The 23,079-nt window shown below is 37.1% G+C and carries 23 protein-coding genes and 1 riboswitch; all 23 genes read right to left on the bottom strand.

Going from position 1 to position 23,079, the window contains the following annotated elements:
* Nucleotides 1–4 precede the first annotated feature (4 nt).
* Nucleotides 5–517, bottom strand: coding sequence for a hypothetical protein (locus JOE23_RS00395; protein WP_204435310.1), 513 nt, complete (start codon nt 515–517; stop codon nt 5–7).
* 259 nt (nt 518–776) lie between these two features.
* On the bottom strand, nt 777–1,346 hold the full coding sequence (locus JOE23_RS00390) for a hypothetical protein (protein WP_204435309.1): 570 nt from the start codon (nt 1,344–1,346) through the stop codon (nt 777–779).
* A gap of 39 nt (nt 1,347–1,385) precedes the next feature.
* Nucleotides 1,386–1,898 carry a hypothetical protein gene (locus JOE23_RS00385; protein ID WP_204435308.1) on the bottom strand — a complete coding sequence of 171 codons (513 nt, stop codon included), beginning with the start codon at nt 1,896–1,898 and terminating at the stop codon, nt 1,386–1,388.
* 248 nt (nt 1,899–2,146) lie between these two features.
* Nucleotides 2,147–2,713, bottom strand: a complete 567-nt coding sequence (locus JOE23_RS00380; RefSeq protein WP_204435307.1) for a hypothetical protein — start codon at nt 2,711–2,713, stop codon at nt 2,147–2,149.
* Nucleotides 2,714–2,734: 21 nt separating this feature from the next.
* The gene (locus JOE23_RS00375) at nt 2,735–3,295 is read right to left on the bottom strand and encodes a hypothetical protein (RefSeq protein ID WP_204435306.1); all 561 of its coding nucleotides are present in this window, start codon (nt 3,293–3,295) and stop codon (nt 2,735–2,737) included.
* Nucleotides 3,296–3,330: 35 nt separating this feature from the next.
* A complete protein-coding gene (locus JOE23_RS17755) occupies nt 3,331–3,531 on the bottom strand; it encodes a hypothetical protein (RefSeq protein ID WP_239585191.1) in 201 nt (66 codons plus the stop codon).
* 58 nt (nt 3,532–3,589) lie between these two features.
* The gene (locus JOE23_RS17750) at nt 3,590–3,847 is read right to left on the bottom strand and encodes a hypothetical protein (protein WP_239585190.1); all 258 of its coding nucleotides are present in this window, start codon (nt 3,845–3,847) and stop codon (nt 3,590–3,592) included.
* Between the two features lie 250 nt (nt 3,848–4,097).
* Entirely contained in the window at nt 4,098–4,664 is a 567-nt protein-coding gene (locus JOE23_RS00365; RefSeq protein WP_204435305.1) for a hypothetical protein, read from the bottom strand.
* A 35-nt stretch (nt 4,665–4,699) separates the two neighbouring features.
* Nucleotides 4,700–5,212, bottom strand: coding sequence for a hypothetical protein (locus JOE23_RS00360; protein WP_204435304.1), 513 nt, complete (start codon nt 5,210–5,212; stop codon nt 4,700–4,702).
* 248 nt (nt 5,213–5,460) lie between these two features.
* Entirely contained in the window at nt 5,461–6,027 is a 567-nt protein-coding gene (locus JOE23_RS00355; protein ID WP_204435303.1) for a hypothetical protein, read from the bottom strand.
* A 37-nt stretch (nt 6,028–6,064) separates the two neighbouring features.
* Nucleotides 6,065–6,577: a hypothetical protein gene (locus JOE23_RS00350; protein ID WP_204435302.1), complete on the bottom strand. Its 513-nt coding sequence runs from the start codon at nt 6,575–6,577 to the stop codon at nt 6,065–6,067.
* Between the two features lie 13 nt (nt 6,578–6,590).
* Nucleotides 6,591–8,069 (bottom strand): hypothetical protein, encoded by a 1,479-nt coding sequence (locus JOE23_RS00345; protein WP_204435301.1) that lies wholly within the window; start codon nt 8,067–8,069, stop codon nt 6,591–6,593.
* A gap of 1,160 nt (nt 8,070–9,229) precedes the next feature.
* On the bottom strand, nt 9,230–10,702 hold the full coding sequence (locus tag JOE23_RS00340; RefSeq protein ID WP_204435300.1) for a glycoside hydrolase family 1 protein: 1,473 nt from the start codon (nt 10,700–10,702) through the stop codon (nt 9,230–9,232).
* Between the two features lie 22 nt (nt 10,703–10,724).
* Nucleotides 10,725–12,023, bottom strand: a complete 1,299-nt coding sequence (locus JOE23_RS00335) for a PTS sugar transporter subunit IIC (RefSeq protein WP_204435299.1) — start codon at nt 12,021–12,023, stop codon at nt 10,725–10,727.
* A gap of 3 nt (nt 12,024–12,026) precedes the next feature.
* Nucleotides 12,027–12,335, bottom strand: a complete 309-nt coding sequence (locus JOE23_RS00330) for a PTS sugar transporter subunit IIB (RefSeq protein WP_204435298.1) — start codon at nt 12,333–12,335, stop codon at nt 12,027–12,029.
* Nucleotides 12,335–12,664, bottom strand: a complete 330-nt coding sequence (locus JOE23_RS00325) for a PTS sugar transporter subunit IIA (RefSeq protein ID WP_204435297.1) — start codon at nt 12,662–12,664, stop codon at nt 12,335–12,337. Before JOE23_RS00325 ends, JOE23_RS00330 begins: the two co-directional genes overlap by 1 nt.
* Before the next feature lie 117 nt (nt 12,665–12,781).
* A complete protein-coding gene (locus tag JOE23_RS00320) occupies nt 12,782–14,698 on the bottom strand; it encodes a PRD domain-containing protein (RefSeq protein ID WP_204435296.1) in 1,917 nt (638 codons plus the stop codon).
* A 178-nt stretch (nt 14,699–14,876) separates the two neighbouring features.
* Nucleotides 14,877–15,197 carry a hypothetical protein gene (locus JOE23_RS00315; protein WP_204435295.1) on the bottom strand — a complete coding sequence of 107 codons (321 nt, stop codon included), beginning with the start codon at nt 15,195–15,197 and terminating at the stop codon, nt 14,877–14,879.
* A 101-nt stretch (nt 15,198–15,298) separates the two neighbouring features.
* A riboswitch (SAM riboswitch) is annotated at nt 15,299–15,402 on the bottom strand.
* Nucleotides 15,403–16,248: 846 nt separating this feature from the next.
* A complete protein-coding gene (locus JOE23_RS00310; RefSeq protein WP_204435294.1) occupies nt 16,249–16,374 on the bottom strand; it encodes a YjcZ family sporulation protein in 126 nt (41 codons plus the stop codon).
* A 140-nt stretch (nt 16,375–16,514) separates the two neighbouring features.
* Nucleotides 16,515–17,336 (bottom strand): carbohydrate ABC transporter permease, encoded by an 822-nt coding sequence (locus JOE23_RS00305; protein WP_204435293.1) that lies wholly within the window; start codon nt 17,334–17,336, stop codon nt 16,515–16,517.
* Nucleotides 17,336–18,199, bottom strand: a complete 864-nt coding sequence (locus JOE23_RS00300; protein ID WP_204435292.1) for an ABC transporter permease subunit — start codon at nt 18,197–18,199, stop codon at nt 17,336–17,338. Before JOE23_RS00300 ends, JOE23_RS00305 begins: the two co-directional genes overlap by 1 nt.
* A 376-nt stretch (nt 18,200–18,575) precedes the next feature.
* Entirely contained in the window at nt 18,576–19,853 is a 1,278-nt protein-coding gene (locus tag JOE23_RS00295) for an ABC transporter substrate-binding protein (RefSeq protein ID WP_204435291.1), read from the bottom strand.
* Between the two features lie 861 nt (nt 19,854–20,714).
* A complete protein-coding gene (gene yicI / locus JOE23_RS00290) occupies nt 20,715–23,027 on the bottom strand; it encodes an alpha-xylosidase (protein ID WP_204435290.1) in 2,313 nt (770 codons plus the stop codon).
* Between the last annotated feature and the right edge of the window lie 52 nt (nt 23,028–23,079).

The following is a 23,079-nucleotide window of genomic DNA, read 5'->3' as shown; positions in this document are numbered from 1 at the left end:
GACATTATTCTTCTTCCCTAGACGGTTCGATCCCCAGATCAATGACTACATCTTCAATGTTTGAGGCCTCATATTTTTGGTAAAAAATATAATCAAGTAAAGTGATATAACTCACCCCTAAACCCTCAGAGGTAACGGTTGCGTCCTTATACATCTTTCTGATTACACCATTTAGTAAGTCTGTATCCTCAAACGACTTATGCACCTCAATCCAATCTCTTGCTTCAATCGCTGCTTCAGGATAGTCCAGTTCTGGGTAACGATCTGAAATAGCTTTCCATCGCTCAAGAATCGCTTCTGTATGCGCTGATGGATATAGCTCAACTTCTACTGGGAACTCTGTACTTTTATAAATCGCATCTAATGCATATTCACGTGCGATATAACTATATTCTCTTAGCTCTTCTGCAACAGCTTGCTCCTGTCTGGCTTTTGTTCCGTAATAATAAAGAAATACACCAATAAATATCGCGAACACAACAATCATTAACACTCTATACTTTAATGATAGATTCATACTCACCATCCTCTATTCCGTATTATTTGTCAATCAACTCTTCAATGGTTACTTCTTCTGATAGATAACCAAATTTAATATAGTGACTTCATTCACCATCAACCACTTGAATATGACATAAGTATGATATTTCCATTTATACAAAGTAGCTAAGAACTTAGTCCTATGCCATACAAAAAACTTAGTAACCAAACATCAGTTACCAAGTCCCCCCTGATTATATTTATTGATTGCTGTTCTTGATAAAGATGCTTTATCCTCACTCCAGCAAATTTAAGTCAAATTGAAGTACTTCTTCCCAAAGGACTTCACCATCGCTATCATATAAAATGAATGTTGCTTCTTCAAAGGGTTCATCTTCTAAAATAAGATACCACATATGCCACTCTGATTTACCAATATCCGGGATATACTCTCTGCCATCATCAGTGATAATTTCAATCTTATCTACATTTGCCCATGTTGGTCCTCTTAAAATAGCGTGATCACCAATTTCTGCATATACACCTTTTAACCAAGCATTTTTTCTTTCCATTCGATTGCTTATTGCTTCAACAAATTGCCAACCCCTCCATGTTTTTTCTAATTCCATCACACCAAAGTTAGAGAAATCTGGATGAGACCAACTATAAAAAATCAACGCCCGATCATCATCTGGATATTCAATTGCATATACATTTTCAACATACTGCCCTAAAGAACGAAATTCTTGTTTAATAACATCCTCAATATCTTGATTATCGTTTAACCATTGAAACATGAAGTAGCTGACAATAGTGAGTAGGGCGAAAACAACTATTACAGTACTAACTATGATTCTTTTTTTCAATGCGATCCCTCCAGCAATAACTAACTATTTTCTTGAAAATCATTCTTCTTCCCTAGGTGATTCAAAGCCTAAATCAATAAGTATATCTTCTATGTTTGAGGGTTCATATTTTTGGTAGAAAATATAATCAAGTAAAGTGGTAAAGCTACCTTTTAATCCCTCAAATTCTACCGTTGCATCTTCATACATTTTGTCTACTGTATCCTTTAGCATTTCAGCATCTTTAATTACACGATTAACTTTAAACCAATCCCCTTCTTCAATTGCGGCTTCCGGATACTCAAATTCAGGATAACGATCTGAAATAGCTTTCCACCTCTCAAGAATCGCTTCTGTGTACGCTGACGGATATAATTCTACTTCAACTGGGTTCTCCTTGCTTTTATATACCGCGTCTAAAGCATATTCGCGTACAATATAACTATAATCTCTTAGCGCTTCAGCATCAGCTTCTTCCTGTCTGACTTTCGCCCCATAATAATAAAGAAAAACACCAATAAACACTAATAACATAAAAATCATCAACACTTTATATTTTAATGATAGATTCATTGCTCACCATCCTCTATTCCACATTATTTTCAATCAGATCTTCAATGGTTACTTCTTCTGATAGATAACCAAATTTAATATAGTGACTTCATTCACCATCAACCTCTTCAATATGACATAAGTATGATATTTCCATTTATATAAAACAGCTAAGAACTTAGTCCTATACCATACAAAAAACTTATTAACCACACATCAGTTACCAAGCCCTCTGATTCTATGCTCTAAAAATTAAAAGTGTTTTTCCCTCACTCTGGCCAATTTAAGTCAAATTCAAGCACTTCTTCCTTAAGCACTTCACCATCACTGTCATATAAAATAAATGTCGCTTCTTCAAAAGGCTCATCTTCTAAAATAAGATACCACATCTGCCACTCTGCTCTACCAAGCTCTGGGATATACTCTCTGCCATCAGCAGTGATAATTTCAATCTTATCTACACTTGCCCATGTTGGTCCTCTTAAAATTGCGTGATCACCAATTTCAGCATACGTTCCCTTCAGCCAAGCGCGTTTCCTTTCCATCCGATTGCTTATTGCTTCAACAAATTGCCAACCTCTCCATGTTTTTTCTAATTCCATCACACCGAAATTATAAAAGGCTGGGAAATCCCAACTATAAAAAACCAATGCCCGATCGTCATCTAGAAATTCAATCGCATAGACATCCTCGACATATTGCCTTAAGGTACGGAACTCTTGTTCAATGACTTCTTCAATATCTTGATAAGCATTTAATCGTTCAGATATTAAGTAACTGACAATAGTGAGCAGGGCGATAACTGTTACAATAATCACTGTTATTCTTTTTTTCAACGCGATCCCTCCAACTAACAACTAGCTATTCAAGTCAAATTGCAGCACTTCTTCCCGAAGCACTTCGCCATCGCTATCATATAAAATGAATGTTGCTTCTTCAAAGGGCTCATCTTCTAAAATAAGATACCAGATCTGACGCTCTGCCTTACCAAGCTCTGGGGTATACTCTCTGCCATCATCAGTAATGATTACAATTTTATCTACACTTGCCCATGTTGGTCCTCTTAAAATCGCGTGATCGGTAATTTCAGCATATACACCCTTCAACCAAGCATTTTTTCTTTCCATTCGATTGCTAATCGCTTCAACAAATTGCCAACCTCTCCACGTTTTTTCTAATTCCATCACACCGAAATTAGAGAAATCTGGATGAGCCCAACTGTAAAAAACCATTGCCCGATCGTCATCAAGAAATTCAATTGCATAAATTTCTTCCATATAAATTCTTAATGAACGAAACTCTTGTTCAATGGCATCTTCAATATCTTGATTTTGGTTTACGAATTGAAAAGCAAAGTAACAAATAACGATTAACAATATAATGGTCATTGTAACCATTATTACTTTCTTTTTTTTCACACAATCCCCTCCAATAGATAAGCTAGTCTTTAATATTAGTCTGTTTCTTTAGAGGGTTCGATTCCTAAATCAATCAATACCTCTTCAATATACTGCGTATCATATTGATGGTACTTAATATAGTTAAAAAGAGTTGTAAAACTAGCCCCTGCTCCTTCTGGAGGAATCGTTGAATCTTCGTACATTTGATCCACTACTTCTCGTAGCACATCCGTATCTTCAAGAGATTCTTCCACTGTAAGCCAATCCTCTGCTTCGATCGCTGCCTCAGGATAGTCAAGCTCAGGGTAACGGTTAGATATTTATTTCTTTCCACCTATTAAGAATCGCTTCTGTATAAGCCGATGGATATACCTCTATCTCTATTGGATCCTCTTTACTTTTATAAACCGCGTCTAATCCATATTCACGTATAATATAGTTGTAATCAATTAGTTCTTCAGTAGCGGCTTGTTCCTGTCTGGCTTTTGTTCCGTAATAATAAAGAAAAATACCAATAAACATTAATAGCACAACAATCATTAACACTTTATATTTTAATGATAGATTCATACTCACCATCCTCTATTCCACATTATTTGCAATCCGATCTTCAATGGTTACTTCTTCTGATAGATAACCAAATTTAATATAGTCATTTCATTCACCATCAACGCTTGAATATGCTATTTCTATTTATATAAACCAGCTAAGAACTTAGTCCTATGCCATACAAAAAACTTAGTAACCAAACATCAGTTACCAAGTCCTTCTGATTCTATTTATTAGTTTGATTGCTCTAAATGTTAAGGGTGTTTTGTCCTCACTCCGGCCAATTCAAGTCAAATTCAAGCACTTCTTCATGAAGCACTTCACCATCGTTATCATATAAAATGAATGTTGCTTCTTCAAAAGGAGCATCGTCTAAAATAAGATACCAGATATTACGCTCTGCTTTACCAATCTCTGGTCGGTATTCTCTGCCATCACCAGTGATAATTTCAATCTTAGCTACACTTGCCCACGTAGGTCCTCTTAAAATAGCGCGATCACCAATTTTAACATATACTCCCTTTAACCAAGCGTTTTTCATTTCCATTCGGTTACTAACAGCTTCAACAAATTGCCAACCTCGCCATGTTTTTTCTAATTCCATCACACCAAAATTAGAATAATCCGGAAAACTCCAACTATAGAAAACCAGTACTCGATCATCATCTAGAAATTCAATCGCATAGATATCTTCTACAGTATGCTTTAATTCGTACAACTCTTGTTCAATGGCATCTTCAATATCTTGATTTTGATTTACTAATTGAAAACCAAAGTAACTAATAACGATTAGCAAGATAATAGTCATTGTAACAATTATTACTTTCTTTTTTTTCACACGATCCCCTCCAATAGATGAGCTAGTCTTTAATTTTAATCTGTTTCTTTAAGGGGTTCGATCCCTAAATCAATCAATACCTCTTCAATATACTGCGTATCATATTGATGGTACTTAATGTAGTTAAAAAGAGTTGTAAAACTAGCCCCTGCTCCTTCTGGAGGGATCGTTGAATCCTCGTACATTTGATCTACTACTTCTTTCAGTACATCCGTATCTTCAAGTGACTCTTCCACTGTAAGCCAATCTTCTGCTTCGATCGCTGCCTTAGGATAGTCAAGCTCAGGGTAACGCTCAGAAATCGCTTTCCATCTCTCAAGAATCGCTTCTGTATGTGCTGTCGGATATAGCTCGACTTCAATTGGATACTCTTTACTTTTATAAACCGCGTCTAATCCGTATTCACGCGTAATATTTCTGTAGTCAATTAGTGCTTCAGTAACAGCTTGCTCTTGTTGGAGCTTTGTTACGAAATAATAAAGTGAAAAAGCAGTAAATACGGATAATATAACAATCATCAACACTTTATACTTTAATGAAAGCTTCATCACTTCTCATCCTCTATTCAGCATAATTTGCAATCACAGCTTCAATATCCATATTTTCTGATATAAAACCTGATTTAATATAGTGATTTCATTCACCATCAACCGCTTCAATATGACATAAGTATGATATTTCCATTTATATAAAACAGCTAAGAACTTAGTCTTATACCATATAAAAAACTTATTAACCACACATCAGTTACCAAGCCCTCTGATTCTATGCTCTAAAAATTAAAAGTGTTTTACCCTCACTCCGGCCAATTTAAGTCAAATTGAAGCACTTCTTCCCGAAGCACTTCACCATCACTGTCATATAAAATAAATGTCGCTTCTTCAAAAGGCTCATCTTCTAAAATAAGATACCACATCTGCCACTCTGCTCTACCAATCTCCGGTCGGTACTCTCTGCCATCATCAGTGATAATCTCGATTTCATCTATACCTGCCCACATTGGTCCTCTTAAAATAACGTAATCGGTAATTTCAGCATATACACCCTTCACCCAAGCATTTTCTACTTCAATCCGATTGCTTATTGATTCAACAAATTGCCAACCTCGCCACGTTTTTTCTAATTCCATTACACCGAAATTATAAAAGACTGGGAAATCCCAACTATAAAAAACCAACGCCCGATCATCATCTAGATATTCGATCGCATAAACATCTTCGACATACTGCCTTAAGGTACGGAACTCTTGTTCAATGGCTTCTTCAATATCTTGATTATCGTTTAACCATTGAAACATTAAGTAGCTGACAATAGTGAGCAGGGCGATAACTGTTACAATAATCACTGTTATTCTTTTTTTCAACGTGATCCCTCCCATAGACTAGCTATTTCTTTTGAAATTATTCTTCTTCCCTAGGCGGTTCGATTCCTAGATCAATGACTATATCTTCCATGTTTGAGGGTTCATATTTTTTGTAAAAAATATAATCTAGTAAGGTGATATAACTCCCTCCTAAACCCTCATAGGCAATGGTTGCGTCCTTATACATCTTTCTGATTACATCCTTTAGTAAATCCGTATCTTCAAACGCCTTATGCACTTCAATCCAGTCTCTAGCTTCAATCGCTGATTCAGGATAGTCCAGTTCTGGGTAACGCTCTGAAATAGCTTTCCACCTCTCAAGAATCGCTTCTGTATAAGCAGACGGATACAACTCAACTTCTACTGGGAACTCTTTACTTTTATAGATCGCATCTAATGCATATTCACGTGCGATATAACTGTAATCTTTTAATGCTTCACCAGTGGCTTGTTCCTGTCTGGCTTTTGTTCCGTAATAATAAAGAGCAACACCAATAATTACGGATAACACCAAAATTATCAACACTTTATACTTTAGCGAAACCCTCATTAGTCTTCATCCTCTATTCAATATTATTTTTAATTATCTCTTCAATTTCTTTATCCTTTGGTAAATAAGCTGATTTAATATAGTTACTTAAGCTGTTATGAACCGCTTCAAACTGATCCGTAGAATCATTATAAAAGTCACTCACCTTATCCCATTGTTGCTGATCAATATACTCCTTCGGAAACGGGATATCCGAGTTCATCTGATGTGTCTGCTCCCAGCGCTCTAAAATGGCATATGTTGAATTAGTCGGTAAAACTTCTACCCACGTATCATTTTCATTAAAATAACCACTTTCTACGATTACCATTTCCATATTTAAATTGGATGCACTCGAAGTGGCATTTCCAATTGTAATTTGTTTGTTTAGCTCTTGTTTTTCTGATTGGTATTCATTTATCAGAACGACAGGTTGAAATACTGATTTTGTTGTAATATCCATAGCCAATTCCACAACTTTACCACCAATAAAGTAAGTGGCATGTTTACGCTTATATTCCTCCATCTCAGCAGTATCATCACTATTCAAGTTTGAGACCGCATTATCACCCATGTAATAAGTGACATTAACATCAACCAATGAAGTATTTGGAATCGGTTGTTGCAGATCAAGAAACGATTCTCTCACCTCTTCATTAGCATATTTAGAAATGCTAACTATTAATTCTGAATTTATAACATGTACTCGATTATTTACCTCTGCTAATGAAAGATCGTTAACCTGCACTAAAAACGGGAGATCTCCACCTGCTTCAAGATTAATTTGTTCTATATTTTTTTTGTGTTCCTTTAGCATTTTTTTATACATTATCAATCTTTTAATATAAGATGTATTTTCCAGACCTAATCGATCAGATTCCACCTTCATATAATCAGTCACTCTCAGATTACCACTATATAAGTAGGCTTCAATAAGAGCTATTTCAGAAATTAACGTTTCTTCAGAAACAAGAACATGATCATTCAAATGGGATTGCAGTTCATCTACATTTTGTTCTGTTAACATGTTAATAAGAGCGTTAATTTGCTCCCTTTTCTCATCTGTTAAATAGTGATTTTGTAAATATTGATACAATAGCTCTTGTTCAGAAGACGTCATGGAAACTCCTGCTTCCATCTTTGCTAAAATGGTAGCAAAGAGAGCATCATCAGAAAAAACTGCTTCTTGCAACCGTGTTAAATTCAATTTATCAAGGTTGGTTCCGCCTGAACCTAACTCCTCAATAAACGCATCCATTGTCGCATTTAAATTAGACAAACCACGCGTGACTTCCTTAAATCCTTTAGCTGCTTTCTCATCTGCACTCACCATGCCGTTCCAATAATTCTTAACCGCATTTTTTTCCATATCCGTTTCTATATTAACCCTATCATATATTCCATCATAGCTTCTAGAAAATTTGGCTTCACTTTCATTCCACGCTTCTGCTACATCGTCATATTCCTTCAGACGCTGGTTTAATTCATCACGATCAGCACTATAATTCCCCATCTAAGTTGCCCCCTTTTTTATACTAAAATTTGTATGGTTGTTTAGATTAATTATGTCATTCGATATAAAACGAACCTTCAATTAGTGAGTGTTTTCTTTACCCACGGATTGGTCATTGAGTGAATCTGGACATTAGCTTCCTGTTAGCTCACGACTAAATAAATTGACTTCTGCTCTCCATTTTATGGTGGAAATTTACGGAAGTCTATCTATGATAAACATACCTTTCCATTATACAGGTTTAATGGGTAATTTTTGAATATGACTAAAGTAGGGGAGTTATAGGGCTAAATCTTCACTAAGGTCCGATGACCTAGGTTTATTGAATGGGTAAAAGTTTAACATGGGTTAGTGTAGTTATTTAACGCGTTAAATGATCTTAACTAATCGATTCGTTTGCCTGCTCTTATTAGACCTTTATGCTTCCCAAGATACAAAAAACAGCATAGAGCTAAATGCCCTATGCCAAAATGAAATGTTTTTAATTAGATACTCAACTTTGTCATTTGAATTTTTAGGTTCAGCCAAGATAAACCTAATATTAATATAAGCGTTGCGTTTGAATATAGATTTATGTTTTAGACGCGAAGGTAAGCTATGTTCCGCTTTATGTGGATGTGTCTTGAGCTGCTCCCACAGGTGTCTACACATATCTCACCTACTAAATAGTAATATCTATCTTAATAATGGTTGTCTTTCAAGATCTCATCAAACGCCATTTCAATCCGTGGACGTACATCGGAATGGTGTCTCAGAATTAAGAACTTCTTCTTCAATTTATTTCGTGCGGTTGGGGTTACGCATTCCGTATGAACCACCCGTCTAAGTGGAGAAAAGTAAAGGGTGAGACTTCTGCGGGAATAGGATGAGCTGAAGATCCACTTGAGGCGTGATTTTTGCTTCACACAGTGGAATATTAGACTAAACCCGTCACCTCGTGTGACAACGTCTAATTGACCTACATCCTGTAGGCCCGAGGCCATCCCCGCGAAAAGCGAATCCCTTGCTTTTCGGAACGAAACAACATTCTAAACGTATTAAACGTATGAGAAGGTCGCAGGCGGACACATCCATGCATAGGTAAAATCAACAAGCATTATTGCATACCGCGTCTATTGAACACGATCAAGGTTGAATGACTATTTTCAGTCTACGAAAGTTTAGTTAGATAAATCCGCCCCATTGGTTTCGATCACTTTCTTGTACCAATAGAAAGACTTTTTCTTCTTTCTTTGATAGCTACCTTCCCCATAATCATCCGCATCAACATAGATAAAGCCATAACGTTTGGTCATTTGCGAGGTTGATGCACTAACAATATCAATACAGCCCCATGAAGTGTAGCCCATTAGATCGACACCATCTTTAATCGCTAAATGCATTTGCTCAATGTGTGATTGAAAGTAATTAATTCGGTAATCATCATTAATTGTTCCATCTTGCTCAATCTCATCTTTAGCACCCATCCCGTTTTCAACGATAAATAAAGGGATACGATAGCGATCATACAAATCTATTAAGCCTACACGTAGACCGATCGGGTCAATTTGCCAGCCCCATTCTGAAGTGGATAAGTGGGGATTCTTTACACCACTGGTTAAGTTCCCGCTTACTTTCTCCCTTTGGTCTGCATGAATCGAGGTTACGATTGACATATAATAACTTAAAGATAAATAATCAACGGTATGATGTTTAATTAAGCTCAAATCTTGTTCCGTCATGGTGACATTAAAACCCTGATCATCTAAATAATTTAAAACATGCTGCGGGTACTCCCCAAGTATTTGCACATCAGATGCAAACATATTACTTCGATTTTCCTGTTGTGCTAATAAAATATCCTCAGGATTACATGTTTCAGGATAGTGAACAACTTTCGTTAGCATACAGCCCATCTTTGCACCTGGGATGATTTGATTTAGATGCTTTTTGGCTAAAGCAGCCGCAACAAATTGGTGATGCAAGGCTTGATAAATCGCTTCTTCTGCCTGCTTCTTATCAGCATATTTCTCCTCTACGACACCTGCTGTGGTGAAAGGGTGTCTGAACACACTATCAATCTCATTAAACGTCAGCCAATAGTTAACGAGCCCTTTATATTCCTCAAAAACCACTTTACAGTATTTCACAAACATATCAATGACATCGCGAGAAGCCCATCCATCATATTCCTCAACTAAATACAATGGCATCTCATAATGGGATAAAGTCACTAGCGGTTCAATGCCAAGTCGCTTCATCTCAGTAAATAGTGCTTTATAATAGGCTAACCCTTTTGGATTCGGTGTGCTTTCAGTCCCTTTTGGAAACAGCCGGGTCCAAGCAATCGAAACACGTAAGACATTAAAGCCCATTTCTGCAAAAAGCCCAAGATCTTCTTTATAGCGATGATAAAAATCAATGCCGCGCCGTTTAGGATAATAAACCGTATCATCTGTAAGCTTTGCGGCTTTTATACCCTCAAGACCAACATGCCATTGTGCTTTATAATTTTCTACTGCTACCTTGGGTTTAAATGTTGCCACATCAGCAACGGACATCCCTTTACCATCTTTATCCCATGCACCTTCAGCTTGATTAGCTGCGATCGCACCTCCCCAAAGAAAATCGTCTGGAAAATAATTTTTTGTCATATACAGTCCCCCTCTTGATTAATTATTTAGCCATCTCCATCTTCATTTGTCTATTGGCAAGCCAAACAAATGGAATATAGAATAATGTACCTAAAGCAAGAATGATTAATTGAACAATAACACCGTTTAGACCAAAGCCAAGAAATGCACTTAAACCAAGCGGGATACCAAACGGTACGTCGACTATATTCGGTGTAATAAAACCAATATTTATCGCGAATAATCCGATACCTGTTGACATAACTGAGGCTAATGTAAACGGAATCGCAAAAGTTGGATTTAAAATAAGTGGCATCCCAAATACAACCGGCTCACTGATCCCAAATAGACCTGGTAATAGTGCTGTCTTAGAGATCGCTCGATGATCCTTTCGTTTAGAACTAATTAAGCTCGCAATAATTAAACAGAGTGTTAAACCGGCACCACCTGGTACAACAAATACCATCCAAAATCCCATCGTTACAGATTGTGTCGGTTCCAAACCCTGTTGAACAGCAGCAATATTAGCTGCTAAGGCAGCAATCGCTAATGGGTTTCGAATCGGTGAAACAATCAATCCACCATGAATTCCTAAAAGCCAGAATAGCTGGCTAATAAATACGATAAACATAATACCGATTGGATTTTGGAATAGCCCTTCTAATGGTGCTTGTAAAATTTCATAAATGTATTCATTAATATAGGTATCCGTCATATTGACGAAAATCCGTCCACCAATTGCTGTAATCAATAACGTAATCATCATTGGAATCAAAGCATTAAAAGAATTCGCTATCGCTGCCGGCACTTGAGCAGGCATTTTAATTCTTAATTTATCAAAGCTGATCAACTTACTAAATAATTCAACAACTAAAATCGTTAATATCATTCCAATAAATAAACCGGAAGCATTAATACCACCTACTGGTAAACCGGCAATCACTTCTTCAGCGCCTTCAATAACATGGGTGAGACTTTGCGGAATTACCGTTACATAGGCGGTTAATGAGATAAGACCACAAAGCATTTCATTTTGCTTATTCCGCTTAGCAAGTGTCATCCCGAGAATAAATACAATCGCCAACGTCATAATATTCATCGTTGCAAAGTTAATCGCATTAAAGGCTGGCGCAATTCCCGTTAAAAAACTAAAAAACTCAATTCGAGCAAGACCTGTTGTTTCACTCGTTAATATCGTGTTAAATAGCAAGGCAAAAGAACCAATGATAATGAATGGTAAATAGATCGTAAACGTTGTTTTGATTGAATTTAAATATTTATTTTCATCAACTTTTTCTGCTACAATGTTAAGCCCATCAGAAAATTTTTCGACAAAGGCCATTTTTTATTCCCCCTTTTCTATCAATTCTTCAGCAAATTGTAGAACTGCTGCACCGTCTCCTCTTCCATAATCAACGGGTTTAATAACCGCGACAGGGGCACGATCACCAACTAAACGCGTCACTTTTCGCTTCGTATGTTGAACTTGAGGCCCCAACAATAACACATCGAAGTTACCAAGTTCATCTTCAATTAGACTTTGGTCAATTGCCCAAATCTTATAGTCTTTACCTTGTTGTTTTGCTGCTTCTTCCATTTTCGAAACCAAGATACTTGTCGACATTCCGGCTGCACAGGCTAACATAATTCTCATTATTCATTCTCCTCCTTTTTTAATCCTGCTAATTGTTTGTAGATATGAAGGAACTCTTCTGCATGGGCGATATTAATCATCGCTGTTGTTAAATGATCTTGAGCATGAACCAATAGAATACTCAATTTTGTTTGTTCACCATTCGCCTCCTTTTGAATTAGTTGTGTTTGACTATCGTGAGCAAGACGTAATTCTTTAGCACCTTCTTCAATCAGTTTTTCTGCTTCAGTAAAATGATGCTCTCTTGCTTCTTGAATAGCCATCTGAGCTTTTGAACTCGCATTTCCCGCATGTAAAATCAATGTAAAACTTTCTTCATATAGCTCCATTTTTCGTCCCCCTTTCTATCTCTTAACTACATTTTATTATGTAAGCGTATACATTTGTAGGTTTGGATTTTCCGTTGGCAACCGAAAAAAAGACAAAGGATATTGCTTATCCTTTGTCTACAGTTGGCGAATCAACATTTGTAATTGCTTTTTACTTTTACACCGAATCATCGCTTGCACCGATTCTTTATTATTCAATAATTGCATAATCACTTGATACATTTTTTGTAAGTTTGTTTTGTTATCTTTCATTATATGAAGCATTAAAACCAATTGAACCGGCTTGCCACCCCATTGAATCGGGTCTTCCAATGTCATTAACGACCAAAAAGTTTCAGATGTTTGCGGATCAATCGCATGAGGGATCGCGACGAGATTACCAAATGCCGTCGTTGAAAGCTTTTCCCTTTCCACTACAGATGAAAAATAGGTAGGGGTCACCAATTGATGGCAAACAAGATCGTCAACCATATATTTCAATACATCTTCCTGCGTCTTTAAATCTTTTCTCAAATAGATATATGGCTCACGCAAATATTGATTCACGGTATTAAAACCATCTATGAGCAGCGTTTCAATCTTATTAACATCTCGATTCCCTAAAATCGTACTCACATGCACGACGGGCACATCTAATTTCTCTTTAATAGAAATTGTACTAATCACTAGATCAATGTCAGACAACGTTTCGTTAAATAAATTGTAATATTCGGTTGTTCCGACAATATTTAATTTATGGCCAAGTTCGCTCTTTAATTTATAAAGTAATAATTGTGCTGTCCCAAGGCCTGTGGCACAAACAATTAAACAACGTGGTGCATGATTGTACAAATGCTGTTGACGTTCTTGGGCGGCTTCAATATGTAGAGCAAGATAGCCCACCTCATTCTCGTCAATGTCAACTGCCATTCGTTCTTTAATCACTTTTGAACAACTTAAGGCGATCTCAAAAGAGAACGGATACTGTCCTTTAATATCTTCTAACATTGGATTTCGAATATTCATCTGATAACGGTAGCGATTAATAGCAGGCTTGAGGTGTAAGGCTAACCCTTTTACTAAATCGTCATCGCTCAATAAGTCTAATCCATATTTATTATTAATATGCTCAAGCAAACAAGTAACAAGTTTGTCAATCTCTTGATCAATAACTTCTTTAAAGGTTTCTGACTCAGCAACTGGATTCACCAGTTTGGTTCCTTGCAAGTGCATCGTTAAATAGAGCACTTCTTCTTCAGAAAAAATAATTGAGAACCGATTCCCAAGTTCATGAATAATATCAAGGGCAACCAGATATTCCTTACTCTTTAATACATTAACATCAATCGTTTTAACCGAATCAGAAATACTGTAACCACCTTCAATTCTTTTGCATGAAATCGCAATATGTGTGATTAAGTTCTGTAAGCTAATATCAGAAATGTAAATCCGGTTAATACGCAACTTGCCCAAAACAACTTCTTTTATTTCCGCCAATTTTTCAAAAGAAATAATTTCAACCCATTCTTCATCATGCTCAATCAAATCGCTTTTTTGATTAAAGATATATTCAGAGATACAATAGCGAATATTAAACTCTGAACCGATAATCTTTGTTCCATAATAAGGTTTCGTTTCCAATGATAAGTTATATTTATCAAGAATTCGCCTTACCTCTTTAAATTCATTTTTCAACGCTGATCTGGTCACAAACAATTCATCAGCTAATGCTTCTAATTTAATGTAATCACAAGTCATGAGTAACCGCTCCATAATGTAATGGACACGATCTTGAAATGTTTCGCACTCATGAATGTAATCGCTATCATTTAAGTGTTGTTTAAAAGACTGCTGATTAATAATATGCAATTGATAGCCTTTCCCTCTATGAGATACTACTTCTGCAACATCAGTAGGAATAAGCTCATGAATCGATTTCATATCATTTTGAATGGTCTTTGTACTTACTTGTAACTCTGTAGCTAGCTCTTTACTTGTGACAGGCCGATTTGATTCCGCCAACTTCACCAACATTTTACGTATGCGTCCGTCCACTACATGACCCCCATTTTCAGCTACGATTTCTATTATACTTTTATGATAGCGAAGAAAAGTTAAATTGTATAGAGCTTTAATTATAGCCATAGAAATAAAGGAACGCTTTAAGTTCACTTGAAGGAGTTACTCATCTATACCATTCAAAAAAGAGAATGCCTAAACATTCTCTTTAATACTATTCACCACTTGCATGATTGGATGCAGTGTAAAGAGGATCATCTGGTAAGTAAAAGCCTTGCTTATTAAGGTGGCGACGAATAAACCGCTCAAGTACCCCAGATTCTTGACTTAATTGTCTAATATGTTCAACTGATAAGGCGAGTTTAAAGTGACGATAGCAATCGTCTATAATTACAAGCTGGTAAATATCCTGTTCATAAGGTGATTTCCTCAAATCAAAGCTGTAATCTTCTTCGAGTTCGGCAAAAATTTGAGCGACAGCGCCAATAACGGCTTCAAATAGCATCTGTTGCTCCTTAACGCTTGTTCGTTCCAATAAAATCACTCCTTCTTATTATATACAACAACGCTAAAGAGTGACGAACCGAAAAAAACACCTCTTTAGTTGATGATAAAAGAGGTGCAATTCCTACGTATTTGTCATCATCCAAAGCACTCAAGCTTTGCTGGTCGGGGCACCTTACACAAGCAGGTTGCCGTGGAGTCATAGAGCCAGTTCTCTCGTCCACTCTTTATAAACGTATGTTGTTACTATTATTATAACATAAAATGGAGGAAAAATTACACAAGTCAATTGTGATATTGAAAATATATCACAATTTCCAGTTGCTAACCAACCGTTTGTCATGTCCTTTAACAGACTTATTTTCCGGGACGATCAGAACTGTTTCTGTTTTCAGAAACTCGTGCATTAACGCTATTCAAAACGATTACTTAATTTATCTAAGTGAATGAATATCAACCCCTAATTCATGCTATGCGTTATACTGTGACTATGACTTCCATAATCTAAAGGCCATCCTACTGGTAATGAGCCTAATTCCACTCCAAGAGTACCGCGCATTCTATATGTTGCTGAATGTGTTACTGTCCCTCCTGAGATTGAACTATTAGTACTGATATTATCTAATTCCGGATTAAACATCGCTCCCCAATCAGCACGAGCTAAAGAAAAGACTAGGCGATGGAGCAGAGGTGATTTGATTCGTCACTGTATTATAATGAATGGTCCCAGTAAGCGTAACGGTCCATTCTTGATAAAAAGAATTCGTTGTTGTGCTATTCGTTCCACTAGCTAGAAGTTAATCAGAGCTTAACAATACTATACATTAATGGTAACATATTTACATTTTCACGCAAACACAGAGCTTCTACATTTTTAATTCATAAGTGTTTTTTATAATAGAATCAATCTCATAATTGGCTTAGAGTCGAATTAAAAAATCATCTATAACAAAAGCTTGTCTAACTCAACAATTTATTTTTAACCTTATATGATCGAACACATCCATTCCCCAAAAAACAAACCTCTTTTCAATGTGAAAAGAAGTTTGTTTTAAAGGCTGTTTTGTTCATATACTTAGAACTTAATAACCCCATCCGCCATAGAATGACGCTCCAATGATAATTAACAAAATGAATAGCACAATTAAAAGTGCAAAACCTCCACCGAAACCAGCAGGAGCAGGTGCAGCTGTGTGGCAACCACTCATGATAATAACCTCCTTTAAGTCATTTCACCAGTAGTATATGTCTTTCAGTAAATTGTGTAATGGACATTGCCCCATTTTTTATACAACTGCCATATTGATTAAGCATTTTATTTAGCTAGGTGAAATTACGCATTGGCAGTTTACTTGACGGACCCATCTGAAATACCTTTAATAATATATTTTTGCAAAAACATATAAAGGATAATAATTGGGATAATCGCAAGCACTAACCCGGCTAAAGCTAGGTTCCATTGTCTCGAATACTCTCCAAAGAAGTAAAATGTTCTTAATGGGATCGTATGCATGCCTGCTCGATTAATGACCAGGGATGGTAATAGATAATCGTTCCAAAACCAAATCGCATTTAATACAATAACGGTTACTGTCGTTGACTTCAACATTGGGAACATGATGTACCAATAGACTTGAAACCTATTACAGCCATCCATAATTGCTGCCTCATCCAAAGCTTTAGGTATACCTCTTAAGGCACCAAAGTATAAAAAAATCGCCAAACTTGAGCCTAATCCTAAATACATAATAGCCAAACCCGTTCGGTTAAGCATATCCACCTTACCGAATATCGCGATAAGTGGAATCATAATCGATTGAAAGGGAACAAGCATCAAGATCGCAAAAATAAAGTAGATCATTGAACTTGTCTTTGAAGGACGTCTTGATAAAGCATAAGCAGCCATAGACGTACAAAAGACAATTAAAGCAATACTACCTGCAGTCACAATTGTAGAGTTGAAGAAACTTTGGATAAAATCGAGTCTTGCAAAAGCGACCGGATAGTTAGCTAGCGTAGCATCGATCGGCAAATTCAATGGACTTGTAAAGATTTCACCTCTTGTTTTAAAAGAGTTGACAATTACAAGATAAAACGGATAGATCCATAATAAACAGGTTAATCCGCCAATGACCATAAACGAGTAACGAGAATAGCTTTTGTCATTCATTATAAATCGACCTCCCGCTTACGTGTGAAATAAATCTGAATCACAGAAATTGTCGCAACAACGATCAAGAAAATTACTGCTTTAGCCTGCGCATAGCCCATCTCTCGTGTCATAAAAGCGGAATTGTAAATATTCATCGTTACCATTTCAGTTGAACCAAACGGCCCACCGCCTGTTAATGCCATATTTTGATCATACACTTTAAAGGCATTAGATAATGTTAAAAAAAGACTAATCGTAAACGCTGGTGCAATCAGCGGGAATTTAACATGACGAAAACGTTGCCACGCATTAGCACCATCAATCGTTGATGCCTCAAGCAGTTCTTTCGGTACATTATTTAGAAATGAAATATAGATAACCATAATATAACCACTCATTTGCCAAACAAATAGAATAACCAATCCCCAAAAACCCGTTCGGGTACTAGCCAACCAGTCATTAAAAATCCCCCACCCTGTCAATTGTGCGAGACCATCAAATGCACGAATAAAGATAAACTGCCAAATAAAACCGAGGATAATACCGCCAATCAAGTTAGGCATAAAGTAAATGGTTCTAAACACGGTACTTACTTTGTTTGACTTCTGTGTGACTAATAGAGCAAAAGCAAGCCCAATAACATTAATTCCAATTATAGAAGCAATTGAAAAGCCTGCTGTAAAACGCAAACTATTTAAAAAATTTTGATCGGTAAATAAACGGCGATAATTATCAAAACCTACAAAACTTGAGATTTGAAAACCATTATAATCTGTAAGTGAATAATAGATACCTTGTACAAAAGGCACAATAATGACGAACGTAATCGCAAGTAAACACGGTAATAGAAATAACCAATAAGTCGATTTTTTGAACTTCACTTTTACACCACCTTAGAGAATTCGGATGCACGCTTAAATGGACGGCATCGAAATCGGTCTTGTTGTCTCTTAAGATCTAACCTTTCCTCAACATCAATTGCCTACGTTACCAATTTTTTATAAAACGAACCTTTAGTTTTCATTTTGCTAATGGATCGTTGAGAGAATCAGGACATTAGCATCCGTTAGCTCCCGCCTAAATAGATGGGCTCTACTCTCTATTTTGAGGCGGGCGTTTTACGGACGGTTAGCTGTGATAACACTGCAAAAAACATTTTTATCTTTTTATCGCACCTAAACTTTATCAGTTTACTAGGGTGAGAATATTAAAGAAAGAGGTGGAGTCGAAGCGCAAATACTCCGACTTAACCACCAATTATCGCATTTGTGAATATTGTGTACGCGTCACTTCTTTAAAGTCGTCCCAACTCATATCACCATTTAAATATTTCTGAAACTCTGGAAACAAGACGGTATTAAAGAAACCATCAGGATAGAGATTGTTAGCCCAAATTGCTGTCTCATCATTTAATAATGTTTGGTAGATTTCTTGTGACAGTTCATCTTGAATTAAATCTGAATCATAGTCTTCGTGTGCAGGAATATAGCGAAAATCAGTCATAATCATCTCTTTTCCATACTCTGATGTATACATCCAATCTAGAAAGTCTTTCGATGCTTCAATTTCAGCCTCTGACTTCTGCCCGTTAACACCCCAGAACCACGATGGCCCAGCCGCAATGACACCTTGGTCATCTGACTCGATAAAGAGTGGGAGAATACCTAATTTATCAGCAACAAAGTCTGGATCAATATCCATTAATGTTGGGATAATCCAATTTCCTTGGTGTATAATTGCTGCCCGGTCATTGACAAATAAATCTTCGACTGACGTACTATAATCTAATGATAAAATCGGCTGAACATTATATTGATTAATAAGATCTGTATAATCTTGCAAGCGATCACCATACTGATACGTTAATGATTCTGCCCCATAACCCTCGATCACACTATGGTTAAACTCTGCCGAACTAAAATGGGCGCTAAATTGACTGACTACCCAATCCTCTGCACCACTAAAAGCAAAGACAGCTTCCAATCCCAATTCCTCTTTTTGACTATCAATCGTCTCCACTGCTGAAACAAAATCCTGATAAGAATCGATGGCGTCTGGATTAACACCCGCTTGATTGAAAATTTCTCGATTGATCATCCAACCAAACCCCTCAATATTCAGCGGGATTCCATATGGTGTGCCATCCAATGTTGCACCTTCTAGTGTGCCTTCAATTGCGGTTTGCGCTGCTTCCATATCAGAAACATCGGTCAAATAATCTTGATAGGTTTCAACATCTGAAAGACCACCGAGCGTAATAATATTAGGATCTTCACCAGATGCAAACCTTGCTTGTAAAGCAGAAGGGGCATCTTCCCCGCCACCAACCGTTGTTAAATCGATATTGACATGCGGGTGCTCATCCTCATAGGTAGCAATAAGCGCTTCCAATTGATCTCGGGTTTCCACTTTTATGTTAAAAACAGAAATGGTAACATCCTCACCATCAGCACCGCCATTGTCACCAGATCCACACCCTGCAGCTATTAGTAATGTTAAACTTAAAATCCCTATTGATGTAAATAAACGTTTCATTATAAACACCCTCCTAAATAAATATGAACTTCGCCAAAGAGATAAACTACCGCTTCCCTTTACCACTTATTTTACATTTCTAACATAATAGTAATTATACGTACTAGCTTTTAGCAAACCTTTCTAATCACTCAACTTTCAAACACTGAAAATCGTCATTCAACCTTGATCGTATTCAATAGACTTGTTGACTTTACTTTTGCATCGATGTGCCGCATGTGACCTTCTCATACGTTAAGAACGTTATTTCGTTTCGAAAAGCAAGGGATTCGCTTTTCGCGGGGATGGCCTCGGGCCTACAGGATGTAGGTCAATTAGACGTTGTCACACGAGGTGACGGGTTTAGTCTAATATTCCACTGTGTGAAGCAAAGCTCACGCCTCAAGTGGATCTTCAGCTCATCCTATTCCCGCAGAAGTCTCACCCCTTGCTTATCTCCACTTAGACTGGGGGTTCAGACGGCATGCGATCGGAACTAATTTTCATGTGATTTCCTCACTTTGCATGCGATCGGAACTAATTTTCATGCGATTTCCTCACTTTGCGTGCGATCGCAACTAGCTTTCGTGCGATTTCCACTTTGCGTGCGATCGTAACTAGCTTTCTTGCGAATTTCTCACTTTTCGTGCGATAGCGGATTCATGCGATTTCCTGATTAAGCCCAATCGCATGAAATAAAGCACTATTTAGCAGGTGAGATATATGTGACACCTGTGGGAGTAGCTCAAGCCACACCCACGGAAATCAGGACATAGCTCACCTGCGCGTCTAAATCGAAAATCTATATTCAAAGACAATATTTACCCTTATGCTATCTTGGCTGAACCTGAAAATTCAAATGAGAAAGTTGAGTAACTAACCTTACAGATTAAGCTCTAGTTTCTGTGAACCATAAAGAGAAATGACAGACTGACCTGCTTGATTTTGTTTTAATTCTCCACGCGTACATGATTGAATGTTTTGATCATGACAAACGATTTGATAATGTAAAGCTTCCATGTCTGTTTCAATATAAATCACTTGATGATCAAGACAGGCGGTCACATGACCTTTTTCGTCACCTTTTTGATCAACAAGCCATGCATGTGCTGGCTTCCCTTCTTGCAATTGGTAAAGTGTGAATGTCGGTTGATACGTGTAGTCATAATCGGGTACATCATCACGATAGCCTGTGATTAAGATCGTATGCTCCCTTACATACAACGGTAAGTTAAAGTAGTCATATTGATCATGATGCCAACCCCCACCTCTGACAACTTCACCTGTTAGTAAGTGCGTCCACTTACCCTCAGGTAAATAATAGGAGGCTTTTCCATCTGAATTAAAGATAGGTGCAACCAATAATGAAGAACCAAGCATATATTGACGATCCAGATAATGTGTCGTCAAATCTTCAGAAAAATCGAGTAACAACGGACGCATTACCGGTAACCCTGTTTGATGATTGTCCACCGATTGTCCAAATAAATACGGCATTAACGTATTTTTTAACTTAGCGAAGTAACGAGTGACGTCAACCGCTTCCTGGTCAAACACCCAAGGAACACGATAAGATGTCGAGCCATGTAACCGAGAATGGGTCGATAATAGTCCAAACGCTGTCCATCGTTTAAATAAATCGGGTGTAGACGTGTTCTCAAAACCACCAATATCATGACTCCAATAGCCAAATCCAGACAAGGCAAGTGACAAGCCGCCTCTTAAACTTTCAGCCATTGACTCATACGTAGCATCACAATCTCCACCCCAATGGACAGGAAACTGTTGACCACCTGCTGTTGCAGCGCGTGCAAATAAAACAGCCTCATTTTCACCACGTTCTGCTTTTAACAAATCAAAAACAAGTTTATTATAGAGATAGCTATAATAGTTATGCATTTTGTTTGAATCAGAACCATCATAATAGACAACATCTGTCGGGATTCGCTCACCAAAATCCGTTTTAAAGGTATCTACACCCATATCTAATAATGCTTTTAATTTTTGCTGGTACCATGCGCAGGCCTTTGGATTTGAAAAATCAACGATCCCCATACCTGCTTGCCATAAATCCCATTGCCAAATCGATCCATCAGCGCGCTTCAATAAAAAATCATTTTCTGCAGCTTCGTCAAATAACTTCGACTTTTCTGCAATATATGGATTAATCCATACACTAATTTGTAAACCTTTCTTTTTTAAGCGTTGTAACATTTTTTCAGGTTCTGGGAATAAATCATGATCCCATTCGAAATTACTCCATTCAAACTCTTTCATCCAAAAGCAATCAAAATGAAAGACACGTAAAGGTATATCCCGTTCAGCCATACCATCAACAAAATGATTTACGGTTTCTTCATCATAATTCGTTGTGAATGAAGTCGTTAACCACAAGCCATATGACCATGCGGGTGGGAGAGCAGGTTTACCTGTTAAGCTTGTATAATTGCGGTAGACATCTTGCAAGTCCTTTCCATTGATGACAAAGTAATCTAACACCTCGCCTTCTAAGCTAAATTGTGTTTTCGAAACTGCTTCAATCCCTACTTCAAAACTAACTTTATCTGGATGATTGACCAATACACCATACCCTTGATTACTTAAAAAGAATGGTACGTTTTTATATGCTTGTTCAGAACTCGTCCCCCCATCTTGATTCCAAATATCAACGACTTGCCCATTTTTAATAAATGGACTAAAGCGTTCACCTAAACCATAAATTTGCTCACCTACAGCTAAATTTAATTGACCACGCATATACGTGGATTGATTCGGACCTTTAATCCAAGCAAGACCTTTTAGATTAACCTCCGTTAATTGTTTGGTCTGGTCATAGAAATAGATGTGAAAAGGATCATATTCAACTCTGACCACGGTTTCACCGGATTTCACCTCCAAATAATTATCCTGTTGATCGACCGTTAAAGCAAGCTCCTGTTTATTCAGCTCAAATGCAGGGTTGGGATTAATCGCCCCTTTATGATGCCAAGCCTTAATTTGAAATACATCCGCCAATGGTGAACTGATCTCAATGGTTAATGAAGCAATATTTAGCGTATTTCCTCGGTGAGCGATATATTGACAAGGGGCGTATAAAGTCACTTTTTCCCGGGAAATATTGAAATCTCTAACCATATACGGATGATTAATCTGATAACCCTGTTTCGTTAACCAAAAACCATCTGTAAATTTCATTTTATCCTCCTAGCAAAACTTTTTCACTAACTTTTTTGTAAACCCTTTCATT

The organism is Amphibacillus cookii (assembly GCF_016908375.1).
Lineage (GTDB): Bacteria > Bacillota > Bacilli > Bacillales > Amphibacillaceae > Amphibacillus_C > Amphibacillus_C cookii.
This window is presented reverse-complemented; position numbering and strand designations above follow the sequence as displayed.

Bases quoted from the DNA above. Each gene is read 5' to 3' on its own strand.
- JOE23_RS00395 (WP_204435310.1), bottom strand. From the start codon at position 517: ATGAATCTATCATTAAAGTATAGAGTGTTAATGATTGTTGTGTTCGCG.
- JOE23_RS00385 (WP_204435308.1), bottom strand. From the start codon at position 1,898: ATGAATCTATCATTAAAATATAAAGTGTTGATGATTTTTATGTTATTA.
- JOE23_RS17750 (WP_239585190.1), bottom strand. From the start codon at position 3,847: ATGAATCTATCATTAAAATATAAAGTGTTAATGATTGTTGTGCTATTA.
- JOE23_RS00360 (WP_204435304.1), bottom strand. From the start codon at position 5,212: ATGAAGCTTTCATTAAAGTATAAAGTGTTGATGATTGTTATATTATCC.
- JOE23_RS00350 (WP_204435302.1), bottom strand. From the start codon at position 6,577: ATGAGGGTTTCGCTAAAGTATAAAGTGTTGATAATTTTGGTGTTATCC.
- JOE23_RS00345 (WP_204435301.1), bottom strand. From the start codon at position 8,069: ATGGGGAATTATAGTGCTGATCGTGATGAATTAAACCAGCGTCTGAAG.
- JOE23_RS00340 (WP_204435300.1), bottom strand. From the start codon at position 10,702: ATGACAAAAAATTATTTTCCAGACGATTTTCTTTGGGGAGGTGCGATC.
- JOE23_RS00335 (WP_204435299.1), bottom strand. From the start codon at position 12,023: ATGGCCTTTGTCGAAAAATTTTCTGATGGGCTTAACATTGTAGCAGAA.
- JOE23_RS00330 (WP_204435298.1), bottom strand. From the start codon at position 12,335: ATGAGAATTATGTTAGCCTGTGCAGCCGGAATGTCGACAAGTATCTTG.
- JOE23_RS00325 (WP_204435297.1), bottom strand. From the start codon at position 12,664: ATGGAGCTATATGAAGAAAGTTTTACATTGATTTTACATGCGGGAAAT.
- JOE23_RS00310 (WP_204435294.1), bottom strand. From the start codon at position 16,374: ATGAGTGGTTGCCACACAGCTGCACCTGCTCCTGCTGGTTTCGGTGGA.
- JOE23_RS00305 (WP_204435293.1), bottom strand. From the start codon at position 17,336: ATGAATGACAAAAGCTATTCTCGTTACTCGTTTATGGTCATTGGCGGA.
- JOE23_RS00295 (WP_204435291.1), bottom strand. From the start codon at position 19,853: ATGAAACGTTTATTTACATCAATAGGGATTTTAAGTTTAACATTACTA.
- yicI (WP_204435290.1), bottom strand. From the start codon at position 23,027: ATGAAATTTACAGATGGTTTTTGGTTAACGAAACAGGGTTATCAGATT.